This window comes from Mangrovivirga halotolerans (genome assembly GCF_026241165.1).
Taxonomy (GTDB): domain Bacteria; phylum Bacteroidota; class Bacteroidia; order Cytophagales; family Cyclobacteriaceae; genus Mangrovivirga; species Mangrovivirga halotolerans.
The window spans coordinates 55,087-79,838 of record NZ_JAPFQN010000013.1 but is presented as its reverse complement, the minus strand read 5'-3'; the positions used below and the strand labels follow the sequence as shown (position 1 = coordinate 79,838).

Below are 24,752 nucleotides of genomic sequence, written 5' to 3'. Positions count from 1 at the left end.
ATTTTAAAGACTCGCTCCATATGGATCAAATGAAACTGCAGGTAGAACTTCACCTTCGCAATCGTAAATTGAAAGATCTGTTTTAGCTGTTCCACTACAATCAGATGTATCCAGGTTAAAAGCATCAACATTTATAAATGATGGAGAAGGAGTTTCCTTAATACAAAATGCACCTCCTGTAATTCCGTCAATCAATATATCAGGCTGTTCTAATTCATTCCATGTTTCAATAAAAGTATTGATACACATAGCAGTTTGATTTTGGTTTTGATTGTATGTACCATTTCGGCTATACGTATTATCGTGCACATATATCTCATTCCAGAATGCCACATAATCAGGATCGCCTGGATTATCATTTATAATCAGATAGCTTGCGGCAATGATATTAGCGAACATATTATCTAATAAATCATTATCAAAGATCTCCACTTTCCTGGTACTCAACATCATAATTCCAGTACCGGCAGGAACTTCAGCCACAACATTACCCGCAGGCGCAAAGTTTGTTCTGTTATTATCACTTACAGTATTATTAAATACTCTGCAGGTATTACCATACTGGCTCAACCCAGGTAAATCAAATATCAAAATACCTCCGGTATTGTCTGTGGCAGTATTGCCATAAACGTCTGCATTGATTGTGTTTTCAATCTCTATTCCTGCAACATTTCCTTCGGCAGTAGAGTTTCTTACCACTGCATTAGTCGTTTGCCCTACGTAAATCCCTGCATCAGATGCTCCATAAGCATAGCAGTTATCAATCAAGACATTAGTACAAAGAACAGGGTATAATCCATAAGCTCCATTATCAGTACTTGGAGTTCCACTCCAAACAGTACCAACATTAAGAAAAGTCACAAAGTCACAATCCCTGGTTTTTAATGCATCACCATCCGTATCTTCAATAGTAAAATCCTGAAACAATATATTTTCGCAATTGGTAGCTAGCAATCCTTCTCCCCCTCCCGTTTGTTGTGAGAAGTTAAGAATTGTTGATTCCCTTCCGGCTCCGAGAATTCTGATGTCATTTTTATCATCAATGGAAAGTTGACTGGTAAAATTATATGTTCCTGCTTCAAACACAATATCAGTTCCTGCATTGGCTTCAATAAAAGCAGTCTGCACTTCTGCCTGAGCATCGGGACCCGGACTGATAACAATCCGATTTCTTGATCCCTCATCATCATCATCACAAGCACCAAGAAATAAAAGGAAAAGAGCAAGCAATGAAAGGTTTAATTGTTTCATGATTAACTGGGTTTAATTAAAAAGTTCAAATAATTGGTAAAGTGGTACAGATCGGGTGGTTGTGAGCGGAAAAGTACTTTATAAAGAAACTAAAAGCAATTTTACTCCTTAAGTCCGTACTTATTTACCAGAGTTTGGACTTTTAATAACCGGACTAATCAGATTAGTATCGTTACCATTTTAAGGGCTGTACAACTTATATATCTAAATTTTTCTTTTGCCATTTCTTTTTATATTTTAATGGAACTAATCAATCAAATAAATCATGAAAACAAGAGCTTTAAATACCACAATGTTTTTATTATTCATGGTACTTTTAGCTGGCTGCGGCAAAACCTCTGTTGCAGAAAGCACTAGCACGGAACAAGTATCAATGCTGGAGGAAGAACCGCCTGTTAATATAGTAGAGGTAACCACTACCGGAATGAATTTCATACTTCCGAAGGAAGTTCCCTCCGGTTGGACCACTTTCAGATATACAAATAAATCAACCTGGACACATTTCATGCTGATCGACAGGATGCCGGTTCATGAAGGAAAGCAAATAACTTTTGAAGATTTTACAACCGGAGTTCCCCCAGTATTTAATGACGCTTACGCACTAATTAGAGAAGGAAACACCGAAGAAGGATTTGCTGAATTTGAAAGATTACCGGTTTGGTTTGGAGATATAATATTTTATGGTGGGATAGGACTGGTATCTCCCGGTGAAAGTGCTGAATCAACATTGTATATAGAACCTGGCACATATGTAGTTGAATGCTATGTCAAAACCGATGGAGAATTTCATCCGATGCGGGAAAGCATGATAGTTAAGGATATGGGAAATACGGCCGAGGAACCTGAGGCAGATGTAAGCCTTGAAATTTCTGAAGAAGGGGGTATTAACATCCTAAATAAACTCGTCCCCGGGGAGCAAATTATCGGTGTTGAGTTTATAGATCAGACATCATATTCTCATTTTCTCGGACATGATGTTCACTTAGTCAAATATGAAGAGGGGGAAGAAATTGCAGAGATCAACTCCTGGATGAACTGGATAGATATTACCGGGTTGGAAACTCCTTCACCTGGAAAATGGATTGGAGGTACCCAGGACATGCCCGCAGGTAAAAAAGGTTATTTCAAAGTAAATCTTAAACCCGGGAAATATGCTTTTGTAGCAGAAGTTCCTGACCCACTTTCAAAGAATATGTTGAAGGTATTTGAGATCGAAGAGGATGCAGATTTTGGTACAGGTAATTAGACATTAATAAAGGCTCCGGCATTCGGAGTCTTTATTCTTTTCAAAATAAGGATTACAGATCCATAGATAGTCGAAAAGCATTTTTTTGGGGTTCTTTTTTATAAAAAAGGAGAAGATTGAAAATTATTGTTCTTCTGGACATTGAAACGAAGACCTCAAAAAGCTTTGAATAATGTTGGTCTTGATTATCAGGAAAGGGCCCTTAGCTTTTCAGCAAACTTTTCTTGCCAGTCTTTTTGAAGCGAAGGAGCTTTAATAGCCTTTTTCAATAATTCCTTATTTGCTTTCTCTGTAGTATAAAGTTTTACCAGATCACTTATAGTCAGACCATAGGTGTCCTTATATACTAGCTCAATTTTATCACCGGGATTAATAACACCTTCTTCGATTACTTTAAGGTAGAATCCACTTCGCTCTGCGATCATAAAGTCTTTAACAATTTTGGAATCATTCATCTTGATTCCCAACTTATAGCAAGGAAGCCTTGGAATGGTAACTGAAAAAACTGCAGTACCAATTTTATACCGATCACCTACATTAACGTCATTTTCCAATAAGCCTGAAACACATAAGTTTTCACCAAAAATACCTGGTTGAAATTGAAGGTCAGGTCTCTTTTTATTCCAGTAATCATAATGTTCAACCGGATACGCATATACTGCCTTAAACTCTCCCCCATGGACAGTCAGGTCTGCTTGTTTATCGCCTTCGAGATTAAATTTATTCACCTTGACTGCACCTGTTACCTCTTTTTTAAATATCCCGCTGGATATGATTTCACCATTATATGGTACTTCTTTTGGTTTTCCTACAAAAATTGATTTCAGTTGCATACGAACCCATGGATTGTTTTTTGATAAATTTATCAGACCTTTAAATTACTATATTATTTGGCTTAAAAGGTGCGTATGGTCTTTAAAATAATAATGATTAAGTAACTAATCCTCCTTCATTAGAAGATTCAGTAAATACTTCTTTGGCTTTCTGCTCACCCTGACTTCGCCATAATGTCATTAAGAACCTGTCGAAACGCAAACCAGTTGGATTTTCTTCATCGAGGTTCGTGTCCGGCTCAATGTTAAACACTCTGTTATTAGTCCTGGCTACATAATCTTCAAGCACCATGTAGTCTTTCGTTTTAACCCCTTGAAGAAATATAGAAATGACTCGCATAATCGTATTAATAACGCTCGTGTATTGAGGTTCTCCCGGAGATAGTTCTCGTGGATTGTTACTCAAAACTATAATCTCATCAGGATTTTGTGCAACTGCTGCGGCTGAAGGAACAACCGTCCAATGTCCTCCATCCACCATTTGATGCCCATCAATATTTACAGGAGGTAAAAATCCTCCCTGGCTACTACTGGCTAACATAGCGTCTTTTAAGTCTGATAAGCTCTGGATCATTTTCATTTCATATCCCTCGGGCACAATAATATTTTTAGTAGTAAAAATATACGGTTTCCCTGTTTGAAGACTTACAGCCGTCAGACATAAGGTAGTGTTACTATTCATTACTTGCAGAAAGACATCATCCGTAACTTTTTCATTGATCAATTCTTTCAGAGGATAAGTATCAAGTAGATACGGTTCTCCTTGTTGAAGCTGCCTTACCAGGTTTGTTCTGGCTATGATGTCATCATTGACCACATTTGTATAAACATCTTTGAGTGTTTCAATATCTCCGATAGCAGCAAAAACTGCAATCAGTGAACCCGTGCTGGTACCACTAATGATATCAAAATCACCTAAATTATTATTAAAAATATAAGAAAGCGCCCCGACGGAAAAAGCGCCTTTTGCACCTCCTCCACTAGTAATTAATGCTCTTTTCATGATTTAATTAATTTAAAAACCGGTAGGAAATCCCTAACTCTAATTGATTAATTGCTGTTCCGGTACGCCATTGATGAAGCAATTTAACACCAAACTGTGGAAACTCAAGTCCTACACCCGGGCCAGCAATCCAAAGTCCATCCAGATCAGTACTTCCTTCTAACAAAAATTTAAAAGTACCAAGAGATACTGGCTCTGCCTTAAGATCATAGATACGCACTTCCATCCTGGAGGTGAGATAGACGTCTACCTCCTGTTTCGAATAATATAGAGATGGTCCGAGCATCATACGGATTCTTCCCCCTGCTTGTTCTTTAGCGAAAGTGTAGGCCAGAAGTCCTTTAACAGTTAACAGGTATTGTTCGGTAGAACGAAATGGATCGATTACCCCCTGATTGATTTCAGCCAGTATGCCTATTCCTTTTTGAAATTCCGGTGACAGAGACTCATTAGTAGGTGCATCCTTGCGATAAATATAGCTGATCCATGCATTAACAGTGGTGTTATCAGCAATTTTATAGAAACAAACCTGCTGTTCCTGAGACGTGTTGGCAATGAATCCCTGAATATTATTTATTAACTCAACATAAGCTGGATAATCATAGGTTTTGAGTGAGTCGAGTTTCTCCTGACGTTCGGTATCATTGTTTGGCGCAGGATGTAATTTGAACAAAACAATAGGCACGATAGCTTCGGCATAGTTTTGTATTTGGTTCAATTGCTGAGGAGTAAGATTTTGGCAGTCCTGAGCATTTGCCCAATTGCTCACAATAAAGAGCATAAAAAATACACTATATTTTATTTTGAATAGATTAAAAAGGGCCATGTAAAAAATGTTATTCATTATTAGTTGAAAAGAAAGTCAGGCAATCATTATAATCAATATTCGATGTTTAAAATCAACTGAAAGCGTATTAATATTCTAATCATCCTGATCTTAACTTTAAAATTGGTGATGTTTTATACTCTTGTCAACACCAGATAGAACATCCTTTTGATATTATTCTATAGCAATAAATTCTCTTTCTATTTGACATCCCTCAATTACAAATTCATCAAAATATAAGGTTTTGCCCAGAATATGGTAGCTCACATAAACTTCTCCAATTTCATCATCTAAAACCTCATTTGTGTCATAATGAAGTTGATTGCCATTTTTATAATATTCATATTGGTAATTAACAGGAATACCTAAAGAATCATAAGAGTTTATTATCAGTAATGTGCCATCAAAATAATATTCCACACAATTTTCTTGTTCGCAATCAAAAGTTTTCTGTAGATAATCATCTTGATTACAACTCTTTGAATAGCTTGTCATTAACCATTTGGTACCTTCAAATTCTACAGCGGGTGCTGGCTTAGAGCAAGACTGAGACATTGCTAAAACTAAAATTGCAAAAACAATATTTACAGTGGTTTTCATAATTGATTTTGACCGATTACAGATATCAGTCAAATATAATGAAATATACTTATTTAAATGACTAGGATGAAATTCTACTTTTTATCAAAATTCTGAAGGTATGTTATCGTTAAACTCCAGACAGTGGAGGGTGTGTTGTTAATAAAAACCTTTCCTGATATCACTAAACTCTAGTCAGTGGTGGTAATAACAATAACACAAAAATTTTATTTAATTACTTATGCGATAAACCTATTAATAAAAATAAATTAAATAAATAAACTCCTAAGAAATATTCAGATAAATAAATAGCACCTGTTAAAAAAAGAAAAAATATTATTCCAATAAAAATATTCTTCCTTAGAAAACTAAAGAATATATTTTTACTACTGAGCAATCCTAAGTTAAAAATGATAAATAATGTTATAATCATTAATATTATCAGCGTATAATTAATAGCTACATTTGCTTTATCCCATTCAAATACTATAGAATAAATCATTAATAAACCAGTAAATACTAATCCTGTTACTTTACTAAACAACTTCATTTATATTAATGGTTATGATTTTTCCCCGCTGTTTGGAGTGTTCCGCAGGACAACTTCAAACTTTTTAATGAATTGTAGAGTCTGTGACTCGGTCAATTATCACAATTATACATTTAAACTGTATTCTTATCAAACCAAATGTTTTTTGAAGCCCTGGTTCGTGTCTTCACGAAACAGTTAAACATCATTGACTGGATTGCCTGGCGGCGATCCAGGTTTTGGAGGTGTTGCTAATGACAACCTATCCCGCTATCGCGATGTGTTATTTACAAATCTCAATGATCAACTGCAGCTGGGAGGACTGGATTGCCTGGAGGCGATCCAGGTGGGGGAACGGTGCTAATGAAAACCCATATCGCTACCGCGATATACCTTTTTTGTTTAGTAGGGGGTTGAGCTCAAGCGAGCTTGGCTCATAGTTCTAGTGAAGCCCTGGTTCGTGTCTCCACGAACCAGATTATACATTAATCACTTAATGACTGGATTGCCTGCCGGCGATCCAGGTTTGGGAACGGTGCTAATGAAAACCTATCCCGCTATCGCGGGAATGTTTAGTTATTTAAAGGCACAAGCTCAAGTGTAACTTGGCTTGCCGCCTTTAAATAACTAAACCCAACACTTCCGTGTTGGGTTTTCATTGTCGGGATGACTGGATTTGAACCCAGTCAAATATCTATCTTATTATCAATAAGTTAAGGTCAATTTCAAAAATCAGGTATCCGATTAGGTCTACTTTATTTTGATATTTTTTGATACTTCTAAATTAACAAAAAGGGATAAATTCTTTAAACTTAATTAATAAAATAGCTAGTTTGAAATAAGTGTGGCAGGATTGAAACCCTACTCTTAAACCCGTTTATTTTCAATGACTTACAAGCTTTTCAAAATATTAACTCACCGAATCACTCACCTATAAATTGATGTTTCTTGATATGCTTAAATTAAGGTTTTCATTCAATATCTCATAGATTAGAGATAAATTAAACGCAAAGGTTTTTCACATGTAGTTGGGAACAAAAGGTCCGGCTATTGGCAGGTATGAACGCGATGAGATGAAGCCTTCCATTGAAGTGGCTGCTAAGATGGCCGATTACCTGGATGTTTCCTTAGATTATCTCGTCGGTGCTGCCGATGAGCTCATTGACAAAAAAACACTCAACCGGGTGCTTGAACTCCAAAAACTGCCCGAAGACATCCAGGAAAAGATTTACTACTTCATGGATATGTCTATCCGGGATTTTAAAGCTAAAAAGGCTTATTCATAATAAAGCCCCTGAGTGATCAGAGGCTTTTGGTTTCTATTTATTTATTTAGCCGAACGCGTTTTGCTGAAAAAGCAACGCGCCCGAGTGGAGGCTTTTGGTTTCTATTTATTTTCTCGTTATTATGACCGGGATGCAATCCCTGCTTTTCATTTAAAAGTTCGTAATTAGGCTATTGATAAACTTCTAATAGCTGGAGTTTTGATAAAATGCAACAGGTCTGATAAGAAAAGTGATAAACTTGATGCAAGAAAGCTCCTATTTTTTTTTGAAAGAAATTAAGTAAATTATATTTAAGCTCTCTCTATTCCAGATATTTGAATCTAGAGGTGATAATGAAAACTCATCTTTTCTTTTAAAGATAATTTTATATGTTGTATTATTTATCTCAAGCAAAGAATCATTCATTAAAGAATAATGTCTCTCCTGATTATTAATATTTGTAGAAGAGTAAATTAATTTATCTTTTGTAACAAAATTTAATGTAATTGTATCCTCATTAAAATTACCACTCCATGATCCATTAAGCTTTTCTTCAAGTGAACGATTATCTTGACAGCTTTGTGATATAAATAAAATTACCATTACGAAGATCTTATTTCTTAATATTATTTCCATTAGAGTCTACAGTCCAATTCCAATTAACATTCATCCTTTTTTCAACGATAACCCAAACTGTTGTGCCTGTGCCTTCCCTTCTATTTGCTTCACGTCTCCTAACAACATCAGTCACAAATTTCTTAATTCCAGCGTTCCCTCCATATATTCCAAAACAGCCAAAGGATCCTGTTGTATACGTATCCCCCCCTGGCGCAAGAATTCTCTTGGGCTTGTGTTGTTAAGTTTTTTCTTCATTTATTTAAAATTTCGAATATAAGAATATTTATTGTTCGGATTGCTAGTAAAATGGCTTCTGTTAAAAATGTGTATTCAAAAAAAGCCCCTGAGTGATCAGAGGCTTCATATCTTATCATCTTTCTATCCTATAAATCCTAGTTCAGACAAGCCCTACTTTTCATTTATCGTTAGTAGTTACGCTATCACTAAACTACTAACAGAGGGTGTAGAATAATCTGGAGACTTAAAATCTTAAATGTATCATTTCAATAATTTGACTGAAATGTATCTAAGACACACTATGAAGTGTGGAATTACAAAAATTAAACACTACTCTTGGACTCCAATAAAAACTATCTTATTACCTCCATACTTTTCAACAATTTTAATATTACCATTATAAATACTCACATTGTAATCAGAACCAGAATAATTTATTTCTTTTTTTAAATCATCCTTCTTATAAATAATATCTAACTCTCCATTTGGCAATTCGAGAAGTATCTCCTCATATTTATTCCTCCCCTGTTGAATAAAATCTATGGAATGTAATTTCGCAGTAGATCCTGATTTATCAAAAAAAACCACGTTATTAAAGGTAAATTTGGATACAAGAATATCTGGATTTCTTTTGACTATACTCGAATCCTTTTCTACTCTTTGCCGAAGAGTAGAATTAACTAATTGATGAAAATCAGGATCAGCAATTTTTGAATTAAGATACCAATAAATTGAAATCACCAAAATAGCTAAGATTAATCCCGCAAATATTTTAAATAGCCAAGTCTTCATTTTTTCTTTTATTCTTCTAGTGTAGCCCTTACTTCCGTTAGGGTATAATTTACTTTCTCACCCAAAGGGGTACCATTATTATCTTGAAAAGTTCCTGTTTCTGGAACCTGTATGTAATCACCATGTTGGAATTCAAAATTAGCATCAAAATACAAATAATTTAAATATGCTGCCGGTGCTTCTTGAGTTGAAGAACCTACTGCTACACTTCCTCCAATTCCACTTTCAAACGTATTTTCTAATTGTGAAGTTGATTCGCCTATACCTGTGGTTGCAGGATTAAAAATATTTGCCAATATTGATGCTATTGTTGCTGGATTAATATCAGTTCCCCGCTGTTTGGAGTGTTCCGCAGGACAACTTCAAACTTTTGTATGAAATGCAGAGTCTGTGACTCGGTCACTTATCACAATTATACATTTAAACTGTATTCTTATCAAACCAAATGTTTTTTGAAGCCCTGGTTCGTGTCTCCACGAAACAGTTAAACATCATTGACTGGATTGCCTGGCGGCGATCCAGGTTTTGGAGGTGTTGCTAATGACAACCTATCCCGCTATCGCGATGTGTTATTTACAAATCTCAATGATCAACTGCAGCTGGGAGGACTGGATTGCCTGGAGGCGATCCAGGTGGGGGAACGGTGCTAATGAAAACCCATATCGCTACCGCGATATACCTTTTTTGTTTAGTAGGGGGTTGAGCTCAAGCGAGCTTGGCTCATAGTTCTAGTGAAGCCCTGGTTCGTGTCTCCACGAACCAGATTATACATTAATCACTTAATGACTGGATTGCCTGCCGGCGATCCAGGTTTGGGAACGGTGCTAATGAAAACCTATCCCGCTATCGCGGGAATGTTTAGTTATTTAAAGGCACAAGCTCAAGTGTAACTTGGCTTGCCGCCTTTAAATAACTAAACCCAACACTTCCGTGTTGGGTTTTCATTGTCGGGATGACTGGATTCGAACCAGCGACCTCTCGCCCCCCAGACGAACGCGCTAACCGGGCTGCGCTACATCCCGAATTCATATAAATGGTATTTTCAGGGTAAATATCTGCATTCTTACACCATTTACGCAAGCTTAATTACAAATTATCGTATTATTATTTAGAAAATATTAGCTTTATCCTTTCATCGAATCTTAAACCAGAAATGATGATACGCCAGCTATTTTTTATACTACTTGCAATTCTATCTTTTTCTGTTTCAGCACAAAACAGAATTTTCAAACTGGTCGGAAAAGCCGATACTGCCAAGGCTAAAGACTATGTCCTCAAAATAAATGATAAGGATCCCAACGATCCTGAAACTAAACTTGCCACTGCTTATTATCTTCAGTGGATGTACCCCGAAAATCTTAAGCATCTGGATAGCGCTGCATCAATGTTGAGTAAATACCTCAACATTGCTACAGAAGAGTCAAAACTAAGTGAAGAAGTTCATCCTGATAGTTTGAAGATCAGAATTGATTCTTTGGCTTTTCAACAGTTGAATCCTCCACATACGCAAAACAGGTTCCTCAACTTCCTTACAATTCATAATACACAGCCATATTCATCACAGGCAAAAAATATATGGGAAGACTGGGCATATAATACAGCCATTGCTACTCATACTGATTCAGCCTACAATAATTTTAAGAGGTGGTTTCCAAACAGCCAGTATATAAGCAATATTAAAAGGCGTCAGGCTGACCTTGAATTTAGCCAGCACTTTACTGAGTTCTCAGAAAAAGAATATGCCAATTTCCTAAGAAAAAACCCTAATAGTCCGTACATACAAGAGGTTGAAAACAAACTGGCCGATTTGCTAACTATTTCCGGTTCAAAAGAAAAAATGTCATATCTGGCAAATCAGTATCCTGATCTTAACTTAGCAAAAAAAGCAAAGCTGATAGTTAATTCTCATTATGATGAATCTTCAAAGTCTGAATTATTATATCCAATTGCCCAAAATGCAAAGATCGGGCTGATTAATTCACAGGGCGAATATATTGTACCAGCGATTTTCGACCGTTTGGAATCATCAGATAATTGTAAAGGATATGAATCTAAATATATTATTGGATATATAGGAGAGGCCACTGCCGTGGTCAATCGATCAGGGAAATTTGTTTTCCGTGGACCTGCAGAAAATATTATTGAACTTTCCCCGGCCTACATTTCTTTCGTTCAAAATGGAAAAAGTGGCCTTTTACTTTCTGATGGTTCTATAATCCTTCCTCCTATTTACGATGAGATCTTTTTCCCACATAAAAACTTTATTGCAGCAAGAAAATCCGGATTAATAGAATTCAGATCTCTGCTGGGTTCACTTTTAATGACTATTGTGGACGGTGATCTTTACTCGGAAAAAGACTTTATTTTTCATGAAACTGATGATCAGTTAAAAGTAAGTCATGTATCCATGTTGCCTAATATAAAAACTGATTTTTTTCCATGGATAAGGAATGTTTATGACTATGAGTTGGCAAATGATTCAACACTAATCATTGAAAATGAAAACAGGCAATTTGGAGTGCTTAATGAAAATCTGCAATGGTTAAAATCACCCGCTGAAAATAAGATCTATGATACTCCTTTCGGTATTGTCGTTAAAGATGCACTGGGTTACAGACTCGCATATGATAACATGCAAAATTATACCGACCCTTATAATAAACTGGTTAATAGTAAAAAATGGCTACTGGCCAAAAATGATACAAGCACAGTAGTTTACAATCAAAAATGGTCTGCTCCACTTAATCTTGAAACAGATTCTTCATATATATTGGGAGAAAACTTCCTGGTTACTGTTACTAACGAAAAACCGGTTGTTTATTTCAATAACAAAAAATCAATAAATTTTACTTCTGGCACTGGTTTTAAATTAATATCAACCACTGATAAAAAAGAAAATGATCAGGCCCTGATATCCTATAAAGGCAGAAGGCAGGTCGTCTATAATGCATCTGGTGAACAGGTCTTCAGCGGAGATGGAAAAAGTTATTCAATAATGAGTGACTCCGTTATCTCTATTATGTTTACTTCAGGTAACTATATGCTTAAAACCCTTGATGGAAAAACGCTACTTCCCGGGGTTTATGATGGCTTTCAAAAACTTGACGATAACAATCTGGTCATTGTTCGGGATGGGAAATTTGGTTGGATAAATACTAAAAATTATAAAGTCGTAGCCCCGAGATATTCAAAATTACCAGTGAAAGATGGTGCTCGGGTGTTAACAAAATACGGGAAATACCATTATTTGCTCAATACCGACGGATCTCTTTTTTATCGATCTGATTCTGAAGACCTAAAGTCATGGAATGATTCTTCGGTATGGATTAAAAATAATTTCAGATGGACATTGTGGGATATCAATGAAAATGATTCTGCAGGTATAGAGGCTAAAACGATCAGAATGCATGATCTTGATAAAAATGAAAATGAACGCCTGGCAATCTTTCTAACTGAAAATGGATATGGTGCTGCCTCTTCTAAATATGGACAGACCATTAAACCGGAATATACAGGAATCGAATTTAGAGGTAATGAAGCAGAGATAGTGTTTTTTGCATATAGAGACTTTGAAGAAGCAGGTTACAGATCTATAAGATATGTTAACAATAATGGCTCCCTGCTAAAAGAAGAAACTTCAAACCTCGGTTCGTCTGAAAAAATCTTATGCGATTAATAATGTAAGATTATTTTTTTATTCTAATAAAAATCACATTAAAAAAGAGTCAAAACCTCAAAAAGAGTCTATTTCAAAAAAATTATTACCCGGGGGTTTACCTTCATATTTCTCAATTATATTCAATTCAACTGGCGATATTATACCTCCTCAAACCACTTGAGAATTAAAGTTTTCAACATGAAAAACACGATAGAAAACTGACAATCAATCCTTTATACAAAGGCTAAACCTATTTAAAACATCGCGTTCTTAAAAAAAGACAATTTTTATTTTATGTATAAAAACATTTCGTAAAACAGGGGAAATATCACATATCGGTAAGTTTTGCAGCATTGCTGAAAGGTATTTGACGAAAATTGGAGGTATCCTTGAAATAAAACCACCTGTCTATGTCAGCAATAAAACTAATAACACACAACGGAAAATTGATCGTTCAGGAAGACCTGAACCTCAATAACGAAAGTACCACTGAGCGGGATGCCTTTTTAAAATACTGTGATCCGAAATCAGCTTTGGTAATGACCACTATTTCCAGAAAATCGGTTTTTAGTGCATTTTTCAGGTTACTCAAAATAAAATACCGGGCTCATGTAAAAGCAAGAGCTATCATTGCATTAAATTCGATGGATGCTTATGCGATCTACTTTTTAGCTCGAATAACAGGTTCGGATGTAAAAGTTTTTACTGATACAGAAAAAGCAAAACACTGGCTAACGGCGAAATAAATCCTGGTCTATTTCATTTTTTTAATAATACCATCGCGAAGCCTTTGCTTATATGAACGTACTTCTTTGGCAACATCGGGGAAGAGGAAATACAAACCAATCAGGTTTGGAAAAGCCATAAGTAAGACCAAAGCATCTGCCAGGGAAAACATAGCTTTCAGACTAAGTGAGGAACCGATGACTACAGCAACACAAAACAGCACCTTATAAATGAGGTCTGCTGTTTTGTTTTCTCCAAACAAAAATGTCCAGGCTTTCAATCCATAATATGCCCATGCTACCATGGTAGAAAGAGCAAAAAGGATTACCGCAACTGAAAGCACATAAGGAAACCAGGTAATGACACTTCCAAAGGCTTTACTAGTTAAACTAATACCTTCGGTTGCATTAGGGTCGTAATTATTAGTCACAACAATAACGAGGGCAGTAATTGTACATACAACAACCGTATCAATAAATGGCTCAAGTAATGCCACAAGGCCTTCAGAAAGCGGCTCATCAGTTTTAACAGCCGAGTGAGCAATTGATGCTGATCCAAGCCCGGCTTCATTACTATAGGCCGAACGGGTTAATCCTACGATCATTACCCCTACAAACCCACCAATTCCAGCTTTCATGGTAAATGCTTCAGAGATTATTGTCCCGATAGCCCCAATAATGTCATCTGCATGGGCAAATAAAACGACAAATGCTGCCAGCAGATATATCCCTACCATAAATGGTACGATTCGCTCAGTTACTTTAACAATACTTTTAATTCCACCAATAATTACAAGAGCAACGATTCCAGCCATCACTAGGCCGAACATCCATCCATTTCCATATAAAAACCCATTCTCTCCTCCTGTTATGGCAATCATTTGCTCTGTCGCCTGGTTCACCTGTGCAGGGCCACCACTACCTATTGCAGCACCTGCGCAGGCAATTGCGAAGAACACTGCGAGAAAACGACCGAATCGTGGTAGATTTCTTTTAGCCAATCCTTTTTGAAGGTAATACATTGGACCACCTGAAACGGTGCCATCATTGTAAATATTTCTGTATTTAACACCCAGCGTACACTCAACAAATTTGGTAGTCATTCCAAAGATTCCTGCAAGAATCATCCAGAATGTTGCCCCGGGCCCACCAGTTGAGACAGCGATAGCCACTCCTCCAATATTTCCGATACCTACAGTTCCGGATAGTGCTGCAGTCAAAGCCTGAAAGTGGCTTACCTCACCTTCGTCATCAGGATTGTCATATTTACCCCTGACTACATCAATGGCATGCTTGAACATACCTATATTTATAAACCTGAAAGAAATCGTGAAAAAAACTGCCGAAATAAGCAGCAATGCAACCACAACCGGAATTTCAATAGAATCTGTTAAAGGAATGCTAAAAAGTACAATGTCATTGACTTTATCAGTTATCGGTGCTAACACATTATCTAACCAACCGTCAAATCCCTCCTCAATTAAAAAATCAACCATCCTGTGAATTTAATTCATTCAACTGTTTATCCAAAATAGAAATCCCTTCTTCAAAGGAATGTGGGGCATAACCAAGAATATCTTTTGCTTTATTTATTACAAAACCGGTTTTTGGAGGTCTTTTGGCTGGTTGAGAAAATGTTGAGGCATCTGCTTTCTGAATGAGTGTCTTATCCAGACCAAAATATTCTGCCGTTTTCATAGCCATATCATATGGAGTAAGCATTTCTTCGCCACTGATATTAAAAACTCCTTCTGCTTCTTTTAATGCTATTAATGCACAACCTTCGGCAAGATCCTCTGCAAGCGTAGGTGTCCTCCACTGATCAGTCACTACATTTATCTTCTCACCATTCTCCAGGCTTTTCTTAACCCATAATATTATATTTGACCGGCTCATCGATGGAGTCAATCCATATACCAGAACTGTCCTGGCAATAGCCCAATTATGAGGATAAGCCATTACAATTTCTTCAGCATCAAGCTTTGACTGACCATAAACAGAAATCGGTTTTGGAATGTCAGTTTCTAATAACGGCCCCTGGGATCCATCAAATATGAAATCAGTACTTAGAAATAGAAAAAATGCCTTTATTTCTGAACCTGCCTCGGTGAGGTAGCTAACGGAATCGACATTCAACTTTTGGCACTCTTCAGGGTTTTGTTCACATTGATCAACATTGGTCATTGCTGCGCCATGAATGATCACATCGGGCTTATACATTCCTATAACTTCGTCGACCTCACTTTTACTTGTGATATCAAGACTTGCATATTGATAACTTTTCGGATCGATATGTCTGATCCTGTTTTCGCCCCGGGATGTAGCAATTAATTCTACTTCAGGATTTTCAGCCAAAAGGCCAACGAGTTTTTGTCCAAGAAGGCCATTTGAACCGGTTATCAATATTTTTTTTGATGTCATGTCGAATTAATTATATATATCTCCGTATTCTTTTTCCAGCTTTTTTCTTTTCCACTCCTCTACCTCGACAGCTATTTTAATATCTTTTTCAGGCCGGTCACTATAGTTAGTTTTCACCTCACTGATTTTATCAATTACTTCCATTCCATCTATCACCCTCCCAAAAACAGTATATTCACCATCCAGATGGGGTGCTCCTCCAATTTCCTGGTATCTTTTTATATCAGACTCAGAATAATTAACCTCGTAATAATCATCAGAAAATTCCAAAAGCGCAGGTTTTATACTTAACAACCATTCCTCAAATGCTGCATAGTCACCTGCATCCCTGTATTCCTGATATTTAATTGCCAGAGTATCTGCTCCAGGTTGCTTGGCTGCTTCAGACATGATCCTGAAAAGATTTTTCATATTCTTATCTTTTTCAAGCTTTACTAATTGAATGGAATCTACTTTTTGTCCTTCAACAATGTAAAACTGACTACCACTACTTTCTCTTTCAGGGTTTGCTCTGTCCCCTTTTCGTGCAGCTGCAAGTGCTCCTTTAAAGTGTTTGTGCCCTGCACCAAATTCCGATTCGATGGTATATCTCGGGCCTCCCGAGCCATCATTCCCCGGGATTGTATCTTTAGAATTAGGATCTCCACCCTGGATCATAAAATCTTTGATCACCCGGTGAAAAGTGGTACTGTCATAAAACCCTTCTTTTACCAATTTTAAAAAGTTTTCTTTATGCAGGGGGGTATCATCATAAAGTAAAATGAGCATTTCTCCATATGGAGTATGCATCCTTACCAGCTCATCTTTCTTTTTCTTTTTCTGAGCATTGATCTCTGTATTAGAGAAAAGAAAAATAAATAGAATCGAAAGGCAATATAAATTAATTCTCATTGGGTAAATACTCCTTATAATTTTCTGGTAATGCAATTTCATTTTCATTAAAAACCTCGACACTAATCACCAGGTCTTCCTCTGGTTTTCCATTAGGTCCGGTTTTGGCATTCATTATTTTTTCAAATGTATCAAAGCCATCGATTAATTGTCCAAATATGGTAAAATCGCCATCCCATTCTGGCATCCCTCCATAAGTTTCATAAACTGTCCTGGCCTCGGTAGAATATTTAATTGGCTTCAAATCATATTGAGAAATCACCTCTTCTCTTATAGAATCTGTAACTGACTTAAACCGGGATGCATTTCTGTTATTTGAAAGTTCTATTAACCTGTCACGGATCTCAGTGTTTACAGAATCGCCAAGAAATTTGGCTATATAGTAATCTTGTTGTTCCCGGGTTCTTGCTGTAGCGAGACTATCCAGCTTATTGTTATCCCATTTTTTACCATATACAATAAAAAACTGTGATCCATGAGCTAATTTTTCTTCTCGATCTTTACCAATTATTCTCGCCGATACTAATGCCCCTTTTCTATGGATTATTTCAGGAAATATTTCTGCAGGTAATTTATAGCCGGGTCCGCCCATGCCATCATTAAACCGATCTTCATCCTTAGTATTCGGGTCGCCTCCCTGAACCATTTCTCCACTGATAATACGATGAAAACTGGTTTTGTCATAAAACCCTTCCTTTGCCAGCTTAACGAAATTCTCCCTGTGTTTTTCTGTTTCATCAAAGAGGATAAAGGTCATATCTCCCATCTCTGTATGCATTACAACAATCGGATTTTCTTCTTCTGAAAGCCCGTCACATGCACTTACCAGCCCAAATAAAAATAATAAGGTTAGAGATAGTTTGATTATCCTCATATCAGAGTCCTCTTTTAATTTCGTTTAATAGTTCTTTCCCGCCTCTGCTTATAAGCATATCGCCAAGTTTTTCGCCAATTTCTTTACTCTCAGACATGCTGCCAGATATTTCATCATCTATCATTGTCTGGCCATCCAGGCTTACAATACCTCCTCGCAACGATATTTTGTCTCCCATTTGAGATGCCAGACCAAATACCGGAACACTACAACCTCCTTCTAATTTTTTAAGAAAAGCTCTTTCTGCAGCTAAACAAGCATGAGTATCTGAATCATTTACTGCTTCAACGATCTTTTGTTTAAGTTCTGGTTCTAGAGATGTACTTGCTTCAATAGCAATACTACCCTGGCCTACAGCAGGAGTGAAAACTGAAAGATCAAAATGATGCTTGATCAGATCTTCATATCCCATTCGATGGACACCGGCATAAGCCAAATGTAAGGCATCACATTGACCATCACGCATTTTGGCAATCCTTGTTTGCAGATTGCCTCGCATATCTACAATGTTAAACTGAGGATTGAAACGCTTATGCATCGCTACCCGTCTCGTAGATGATGTACCTATGGTCAACTTGGATGTCATATCGATTTCCTTATCGGAAACGAGCACATCGTGCATTTTTTCTCTCTTTGTAAATGCAATAAGTTCAAGTCCTTCAGGTAGTTTGCTGGGCATATCCTTGGCAGAATGAACTGCAATATGAGCTTCACCGGCATATAAAGCAGCTTCTAGCTCTTCCGTAAAAACCCCTTTACTACCTATTTTATTTATGGCAACATCGAGAATCTTATCTCCGATGGTGTCAAGTTTAATGATCTCGGTCTCAAGACCTGCTTTATTTAGCAGATCTTCTATATGGTTAGTCTGCCACATTGCCAACAGACTTTTTCTCGTTACTATCTTTACTACCTCTTTCACCTTAACGCTTTAACCAGATTTAATGATAAATTTAAAAACATCAGTCGGGCGTTTACATTTCTTTCTATGTGATATAATGATTCACTTAGTAATTCATACACCCGTTCTACCTTCTTAGCATTTAATACCTTTTGGAAATTTTTTATAAAATCCATCTCACTTCCGGACATCCTGTATAATTCTTCGGCTCCACTGATACCGATAAGGCTTTCCCGCATCATATGCAACCCATATTCCAGTAAGCTTTTTTGATTCATTTTACCCAGCTTTTGATATCTGTCTGCCCAGGATACCAGTTCAGAGTAATCACGCTTATAACAAGTTCGCATCCACTCTTGAAAAAGTTTATGCGTATCCTGATCTTCCTGGCCAATATAAGATATTGCCTTACTGACATTTCCTTCTGAAATCCTTGCTAACTGGAAAGCCTGATCTTCATCAACTCCTTTAGCGACAAGAAGTTCTTTTAACTCTTCCTCCTTAAAATTTCCTACAGTTAAAATCTGTGTTCTTGAAAGAATAGTTGGAAGAATTGCCTCGAGGTCACACGATACCAGGATGAATATTGTTTTTCCGGGTGGTTCCTCTAATATTTTCAAAATAGCATTAGCTGCAGAGGGATGTAAAAATTCCGGCAGCCATATAATCATAACTTTGTAGCCCCCTCCAAAAGTAGAAAGGGAAAGGCTCTTAACTATATTCCTGGCTTCTTCTTTAGAAATACTCAATTGTTTATCCTGGCCTCCATAAAATGCCGCCCAGTCATTTAAAGCAGGAAAAGGATTATCTTTTAAAAACGATCTCCATTCTGTCATCAAAGCACTACTAACAGCATCTTTTGAGGAAAGCTTCGCCGTTCCTCCCGTTGGGAAAATGAAGTGCAGGTCAGGATGAGTATACTGGCTGAATTGCCGGCAACTACCACATTCCCCACAGCTATCGTTTTCTAAACGGTTTTCACAATTTATATATTGACCGAATGCCACTGCCAGAGCCAAATTGGCACCCCCCTGTTTACCTGCAAACATATGGGCATGGGCAAGGTGGTTGTTTTTTACAGCCTGAATTAAGGCTGCTTTTTCGTCTTTAAAACCAGGTATCTCTTTAAACTGCATATTTTATTTCTCCCAATTTCGAAACTTACTCGTCTCTTCAAAAATATGATTTAAAATTTCTTTTTCAGTATCATCAAATTCTTTGCCTCGTCGATCAAAGACAATACTTGCAGCCTCAAAAGCTTTTTTTACACTGAAGGTAGACACTCCTTGAGGCCCTCCCCAGGAAAATGAAGGAATGAAATTACGTGGAAATCCTGCACCGAAGATGTTTGCAGAAACACCTGTTACCGTTCCTGTATTAAACATTGTATTTATCGCACACTTGGTATGATCACCCATCATCAAACCACAAAATTGCTGATCTGTGTTTACAAAACCTTCACGATCATAACTCCAGATCTTAACTTTAGCATAATTATTTTTAAGATTACTATTGTTAGAATCTGCTCCTATATTACACCATTCTCCAATTACAGAATTTCCTAAGAAACCATCATGCCCCTTGTTAGAATAACCTATAAAAACAGAATTGGAAATTTCTCCACCTACTTTACAATACGGTCCGATTGTATTATCTCCCCGGAGCTTTGCTCCCATGTTAACATAGGAATTATCAAGAAGTGCACAAGCTCCTCTGATCATAGCACCTTCCTGGATCGTAACATTCTTTCCTATATAAACCGGACCAGTTTCAGCATTAATTATTGCTGCTTTAATATCTGCACCATCTTCGATAAAGATCTTTTCCTTACCATAAACTTTCGTATAAGGATCACTTATCTCAGCAGAAGTTCTTCCATCGGTCAATAAAACATAATCTAATTCCAATTGAGCCCTGTTTTGTTGAAAGATCTTCCATGGGACATCGATCATTTCTACTTCTTCGCTACATTCTTCGCAAGCATCCAAATGAGCATTGAGAGAATCCCAGGAATCAATCTTATTTTTACTTTTAAATGCAATTACTGAATCCCCGATCTTTAGGCCTCGATTATCATTTAGGGATTTGATTTCCCTGATAAGGGCTTCAGTCGGGCAAAGGGCTCCGTCGATATATATGTTTTCTTCGTCGGTTTGAAGTGGGAACTTTTTAGAAAGGTACGACTCAGTAAGATAAGAAATATTCTCATCGAGTCTTTTACTCCATTTATCTGCAATTGTGAGAATTCCTACCCGGATCTCTGCTACAGGTCTTGTGAAGGTAAAAGGTAATAACCTCTTACGAGTAGTGGGGTTGTCGAACAGTACAATATTCATATAGCAAAAATAAAAATACTGAACGCAATCTATAAGAAATTACAATAAAAGGACGCAGAAAGAATATTAAGTTTCCAAAACCTTCATGGGTGATTTGATTTTATCATGAAGAAAAATCCTGAAGGTGGCTCCTTTTCCGGGGGTACTTTTAACAGCGATTGATCCTCCATAAGATTCAGCAATCGATTTCACGGAGTATAGTCCGATTCCTGACCCTTCTATATCCCGGTTAAATCTTGTAAATAATCCGAATAATGCTGCACCATGTTTATCTAAATCAATTCCTCTCCCATTGTCCTTAACCTGGAGATATTTTCTACCTTCCTTAATTCCTGTACAGATCTCAATTTTCAGATCTTTTTCCGGATTTCGATATTTAATGGCGTTGGTAACTAAATTTAATAAGATGCTTCTAAGATGAACTCTGTTATATCCTATTTGATTGAACTCTGAGAAATCAACTTCGATTTGAGCACCAGAGTGTTCGATCTGTTCATAAATCGATTCCTTGATATCTTCGTAAACCTCGTATATATCTACCTTATTCTCATCAATTTCACTATCCTCCTTATGGTCTTTTAGCAGCATGATCATTTCCTGAATAGACCTCTCCAGCTTATTACTGGCTTTCTTTAATGCATTGAATAGCTCTAATTCAGAGTCATCAAGTTTACTTTCTATATTTAAAAGATCTAATAAAGAAAGAATATTATTTACAGGGCTTTTAAGATCATGTGAAGCTATGTAGGCAAATTGCCTAAGGTAATTATTCTGCTTTTCGAGCCTTGAATTCACAGTGAGCAAGTTATTTTGTAACTGCTTGTGACCGGTAATATCTATAATGGTTATCAGGGAAGCTTTCTGACCTTCATAATCAATATCCATCGTTCTTATCTCTCCAACCCCAAGACTTCCGTTTCTGGTAGTAATTTCTACTTCGTGATTTTGATTAGGCTTAAAGTCAAAGTGAAGATGCATATTGCTCAACTCATTCATGTTAGCATTAAGAAAAATTGTTGCAGCTTCATTAGCATACACCACCTGGTTATTTGTATTGAGAATTAAAATTCCATTAGGACTTTTGGCTCTTTCTCTTACCAGATAAACTTGTTTCTCCAATTTTGTCCGTTCGATGGAATACCAGATTGAGCGATATAGCTGGTCACCGGTGATATCATTTTTTAATAAATAATCAGCCGCACCTGCATTAATTGCCTCTTTTTCCAGCATTTCATTTGAATATCCTGTTAACAGAATGATGGGATTCGTACACCCACAATCTATTGCATCTTTTAACACAGTCAATCCATTTTGTTCCCCAATCCTGTAATCAAGAAGGTAAACATCATACCGGTTTTCGCAAAATGACTCCAGTGCATCCGAAGAATTGTCATTCCAGGATAATTCAAAGTCTTTTAGTTTCGATGATTGAAGAAGGTCTTGAATGATTAAAAAATCTTCGTAGTCATCATCAATAAGAAGAATTTTAGTTGACATGTATGCAATTTGATTTCATCCTCAAATTAATCAGTTATTATGATTTATAAATGGGTAAATAACGAGGAAATATAATATTTAAGGCTGATGTAAGGTTTAGATTAATTTTGCAAAAATAGCAGCATTATTTTTTCAACTTAAATTTATCAAACGTCAACTCAACTATTGTTCCTTCATTTTCACGTGGTAAAATTCTAATTTCACCTCCAAGACTATCCATTATTTTACCACACGCTGCTAAACCAATGCCGTACCCTTGCACTCCCGAGTCTTTCTTACCACGTGTGAAAAATTCAAAAAGGGCATTATTATTACTTACATCTATCCCAATGCCATTATCGGAAACTTTAATTTTTAATTTATCGTCGGCTATCTCTTGATTTACATCGATGATAAGCCTTCTGCTCTTTTCCCGATACTTTAGAGAGTTTGAAATGACATTTTGGAATAGCCGGTATAGTTCCTGGTAGGATCCATATATATTAGCAGCAAGACCAATATTTATTTTTGCTTCTGATTCACTAATTGCTAATTCGAGATCATCCAACACATTATTTATAACAAAAGAGGCATCAACCATTCTTCGTTTTTCACCTGACGATCTCCTGCTATCCTCCAGAAGCTTATTAACTAAATCCTGCATCCTTCCAGAAGCATCGACCATTCTATCTAGTAATTCTCTGCTCTGGTCATCAAAAATCTCTTCATTCTTTCTCTTAAGCATATCACCAAAGGCTTTTATTTTCCTGAGAGGTTCCTGAAGATCATGACCTATCAGTGAAGCGAAATTTTCCAGCTCCGTATTACTTTTTTCAAGCTGTCTGGAATACTCAGAAAGTTGGTTAGCCATTTCAGCAATTTTCAACTCGTTTTTTTTAAGCTCCGTCACATCCTCAGCATAAAGAATAATCCCACCAATCTCATTGTCAGGATAATACCATGGGCCTACAGCCCATGAGATATAAGAAATGTTACCATCAGGCCATTGGAAAAAGTCATTATCTTTATTCATTCTCTTACCCCTTAAAGCTTCCTGATGTCTTTTTTTCCAATCATCTTTCACTCCCGGAACTACCTCATAATGATTTTTACCTATAATGGATTCATCAACATCATAATCCTCGAGCCACCTTTTACTAACCATGATGTAGTGCATTTCGGTGTCAAACATTGCTACAGGTACAGGATTACTCCTCACGAATTCCTCCAACAGAGACTTATACCTGTCTCTCTCCTGCTTCAACTTTTTTTCTTCATCAATATTCTGAAGTGTTCCCCGCACCGCAACCACTTCACCTGATTCATCAAAAACAGGTTCACCTTTCATTAAAACCCAAACCTCAACACCATTATTTACTATGCGAAATTCAGAACTATACGCTTTACCCGTTTTATAGGATTCCTTTCTTTTTTCTACAATCTCTTTAATATCATCAGGGTGGACTAATCGTAAAGCTTGATCAAGATTTAATGATTTATTAGTAACCGGATCAACACCAGCTGCTTTGAGCGCACCTTTAGAAGAAGTGACAACATTAGTTTTGAGATCTCTGTACCACACCCCCATTTGATTGAGCTCTTCTGAAGCCAAATATTGTTCCATCTGTTTTTGTAGCTCTTTACGATATTGCTGCCTGCTTTCGGATGAGGTTTTCAATTCAATCACCTTGCCTATAGAATTGGATATTAACAGAATGATATCTCTTAAGTGATCTTCGAGCAAAACAGATTTTAAAGCATGGGAACCCGACCAACTAATCAACCCTTTTCTTTGACCAAAAACTGTAACCGGCTTATGAATGAAGCACCGAATATCATTTTGGAGGTAAACTTTATATTTTTCAGGTATTTTTTCAGATTTGAGATCAGAAAAGATGGTGATTTCATCTGATTTCATTGACTCTTCAGCCATCGAATCTTTATAGGGTAATATTTTTTGCGGAGCTTCGGGTTTATCCTCTTTTGTGGAGACAATTTTTCTAATAAAAATAGAATCATCAATAATCTCTACATAAGAAGCATTTTCCATCCCGAAAAGGTGTGTCCCTATTAACAAAAGCTCTTCAACTTGCCTTTCCGGATCATTTACGTTCTTTGTGAATGCCTCGTGTATCCTTCTTATTGCATTTGAATAAATCTGATACTCATGTGTTGCCCGATCATTCATAGGATGTTTTTTTCTTTAATATAATAACATCAACACAATACAAAAGGACTTAAATAAAAAAAGCCCTCGTTATTTCTAACGAAGGCTTCAATTTCTTTATCAA

At 36.7% G+C, this 24,752-nt stretch carries 22 protein-coding genes and 1 tRNA gene; 4 read left to right on the top strand and 19 right to left on the bottom strand.

The window, feature by feature from the left end; genetic code table 11:
* Window positions 1-3: 3 nt before the first annotated feature.
* Window positions 4-1,251, bottom strand: a complete 1,248-nt coding sequence (locus tag OO013_RS19315) for a parallel beta-helix domain-containing protein (protein WP_266058705.1) — start codon at window positions 1,249-1,251, stop codon at window positions 4-6.
* A gap of 265 nt (window positions 1,252-1,516) precedes the next feature.
* Here OO013_RS19315 and OO013_RS19310 point away from each other — a divergent pair, with 265 nt between their 5' ends.
* Window positions 1,517-2,497 (top strand): hypothetical protein, encoded by a 981-nt coding sequence (locus tag OO013_RS19310; RefSeq protein WP_266058704.1) that lies wholly within the window; start codon window positions 1,517-1,519, stop codon window positions 2,495-2,497.
* A 188-nt stretch (window positions 2,498-2,685) separates the two neighbouring features.
* Here the strand turns inward: OO013_RS19310 and OO013_RS19305 are convergent, their stop codons facing one another.
* From OO013_RS19305 to OO013_RS19285, 5 genes are all read right to left on the bottom strand, one after another.
* Window positions 2,686-3,330, bottom strand: coding sequence for an MOSC domain-containing protein (locus OO013_RS19305; RefSeq protein ID WP_266058703.1), 645 nt, complete (start codon window positions 3,328-3,330; stop codon window positions 2,686-2,688).
* Window positions 3,331-3,427: 97 nt separating this feature from the next.
* The gene (locus tag OO013_RS19300) at window positions 3,428-4,333 is read right to left on the bottom strand and encodes a patatin-like phospholipase family protein (protein ID WP_266058702.1); all 906 of its coding nucleotides are present in this window, start codon (window positions 4,331-4,333) and stop codon (window positions 3,428-3,430) included.
* A gap of 7 nt (window positions 4,334-4,340) precedes the next feature.
* Entirely contained in the window at window positions 4,341-5,177 is an 837-nt protein-coding gene (locus OO013_RS19295) for a hypothetical protein (RefSeq protein WP_266058701.1), read from the bottom strand.
* A gap of 156 nt (window positions 5,178-5,333) precedes the next feature.
* A complete protein-coding gene (locus OO013_RS19290) occupies window positions 5,334-5,759 on the bottom strand; it encodes a hypothetical protein (RefSeq protein WP_266058700.1) in 426 nt (141 codons plus the stop codon).
* A gap of 214 nt (window positions 5,760-5,973) precedes the next feature.
* A complete protein-coding gene (locus OO013_RS19285) occupies window positions 5,974-6,288 on the bottom strand; it encodes a hypothetical protein (protein WP_266058699.1) in 315 nt (104 codons plus the stop codon).
* 1,007 nt (window positions 6,289-7,295) lie between these two features.
* Here OO013_RS19285 and OO013_RS19280 point away from each other — a divergent pair.
* On the top strand, window positions 7,296-7,553 hold the full coding sequence (locus OO013_RS19280) for a helix-turn-helix domain-containing protein (RefSeq protein WP_266058697.1): 258 nt from the start codon (window positions 7,296-7,298) through the stop codon (window positions 7,551-7,553).
* Window positions 7,554-7,808: 255 nt separating this feature from the next.
* Here the strand turns inward: OO013_RS19280 and OO013_RS19275 are convergent, their stop codons facing one another.
* The 4 genes from OO013_RS19275 to OO013_RS19260 form a co-directional block, all read right to left on the bottom strand.
* Complete coding sequence (locus tag OO013_RS19275; protein ID WP_266058695.1) at window positions 7,809-8,168, bottom strand: hypothetical protein; 360 nt, start codon at window positions 8,166-8,168, stop codon at window positions 7,809-7,811.
* A 549-nt stretch (window positions 8,169-8,717) separates the two neighbouring features.
* Window positions 8,718-9,179 (bottom strand): hypothetical protein, encoded by a 462-nt coding sequence (locus tag OO013_RS19270; RefSeq protein ID WP_266058694.1) that lies wholly within the window; start codon window positions 9,177-9,179, stop codon window positions 8,718-8,720.
* A gap of 8 nt (window positions 9,180-9,187) precedes the next feature.
* Window positions 9,188-9,475, bottom strand: a complete 288-nt coding sequence (locus OO013_RS19265; RefSeq protein WP_266058693.1) for a hypothetical protein — start codon at window positions 9,473-9,475, stop codon at window positions 9,188-9,190.
* Between the two features lie 651 nt (window positions 9,476-10,126).
* Window positions 10,127-10,201 (bottom strand) — tRNA-Pro (locus OO013_RS19260).
* Between the two features lie 134 nt (window positions 10,202-10,335).
* On the opposite strand from OO013_RS19260, the gene OO013_RS19255 reads away from it, so the two are divergent.
* Both OO013_RS19255 and OO013_RS19250 read left to right on the top strand, forming a co-directional pair.
* Window positions 10,336-12,855: a WG repeat-containing protein gene (locus OO013_RS19255; protein WP_266058692.1), complete on the top strand. Its 2,520-nt coding sequence runs from the start codon at window positions 10,336-10,338 to the stop codon at window positions 12,853-12,855.
* Window positions 12,856-13,247: 392 nt separating this feature from the next.
* Window positions 13,248-13,583 carry a hypothetical protein gene (locus OO013_RS19250; RefSeq protein WP_266058691.1) on the top strand — a complete coding sequence of 112 codons (336 nt, stop codon included), beginning with the start codon at window positions 13,248-13,250 and terminating at the stop codon, window positions 13,581-13,583.
* Window positions 13,584-13,591: 8 nt separating this feature from the next.
* On the opposite strand, the gene OO013_RS19245 is transcribed toward OO013_RS19250, so the two are convergent.
* From OO013_RS19245 to OO013_RS19205, 9 genes are all read right to left on the bottom strand, one after another.
* A complete protein-coding gene (locus OO013_RS19245; protein ID WP_266058689.1) occupies window positions 13,592-15,058 on the bottom strand; it encodes an alanine/glycine:cation symporter family protein in 1,467 nt (488 codons plus the stop codon).
* A complete protein-coding gene (locus OO013_RS19240) occupies window positions 15,051-15,983 on the bottom strand; it encodes an SDR family oxidoreductase (RefSeq protein ID WP_266058687.1) in 933 nt (310 codons plus the stop codon). The genes OO013_RS19245 and OO013_RS19240 overlap by 8 nt, the downstream gene beginning before the upstream one ends.
* A gap of 6 nt (window positions 15,984-15,989) precedes the next feature.
* Window positions 15,990-16,874 carry a peptidylprolyl isomerase gene (locus tag OO013_RS19235; RefSeq protein ID WP_305067258.1) on the bottom strand — a complete coding sequence of 295 codons (885 nt, stop codon included), beginning with the start codon at window positions 16,872-16,874 and terminating at the stop codon, window positions 15,990-15,992.
* A complete protein-coding gene (locus OO013_RS19230) occupies window positions 16,864-17,748 on the bottom strand; it encodes a peptidylprolyl isomerase (protein WP_266058686.1) in 885 nt (294 codons plus the stop codon). The genes OO013_RS19235 and OO013_RS19230 overlap by 11 nt, the downstream gene beginning before the upstream one ends.
* Window position 17,749: 1 nt before the next feature.
* On the bottom strand, window positions 17,750-18,670 hold the full coding sequence (gene hemC, locus OO013_RS19225) for a hydroxymethylbilane synthase (protein ID WP_266058684.1): 921 nt from the start codon (window positions 18,668-18,670) through the stop codon (window positions 17,750-17,752).
* A complete protein-coding gene (locus OO013_RS19220; protein WP_266058682.1) occupies window positions 18,667-19,785 on the bottom strand; it encodes a DNA polymerase III subunit in 1,119 nt (372 codons plus the stop codon). Before OO013_RS19220 ends, hemC begins: the two co-directional genes overlap by 4 nt.
* A 3-nt stretch (window positions 19,786-19,788) precedes the next feature.
* On the bottom strand, window positions 19,789-20,985 hold the full coding sequence (locus OO013_RS19215) for a GlmU family protein (protein WP_266058681.1): 1,197 nt from the start codon (window positions 20,983-20,985) through the stop codon (window positions 19,789-19,791).
* Window positions 20,986-21,051: 66 nt separating this feature from the next.
* The gene (locus OO013_RS19210) at window positions 21,052-22,482 is read right to left on the bottom strand and encodes an ATP-binding response regulator (protein ID WP_266058680.1); all 1,431 of its coding nucleotides are present in this window, start codon (window positions 22,480-22,482) and stop codon (window positions 21,052-21,054) included.
* A 124-nt stretch (window positions 22,483-22,606) separates the two neighbouring features.
* Complete coding sequence (locus OO013_RS19205) at window positions 22,607-24,649, bottom strand: PAS domain-containing sensor histidine kinase (protein ID WP_266058679.1); 2,043 nt, start codon at window positions 24,647-24,649, stop codon at window positions 22,607-22,609.
* Between the last annotated feature and the right edge of the window lie 103 nt (window positions 24,650-24,752).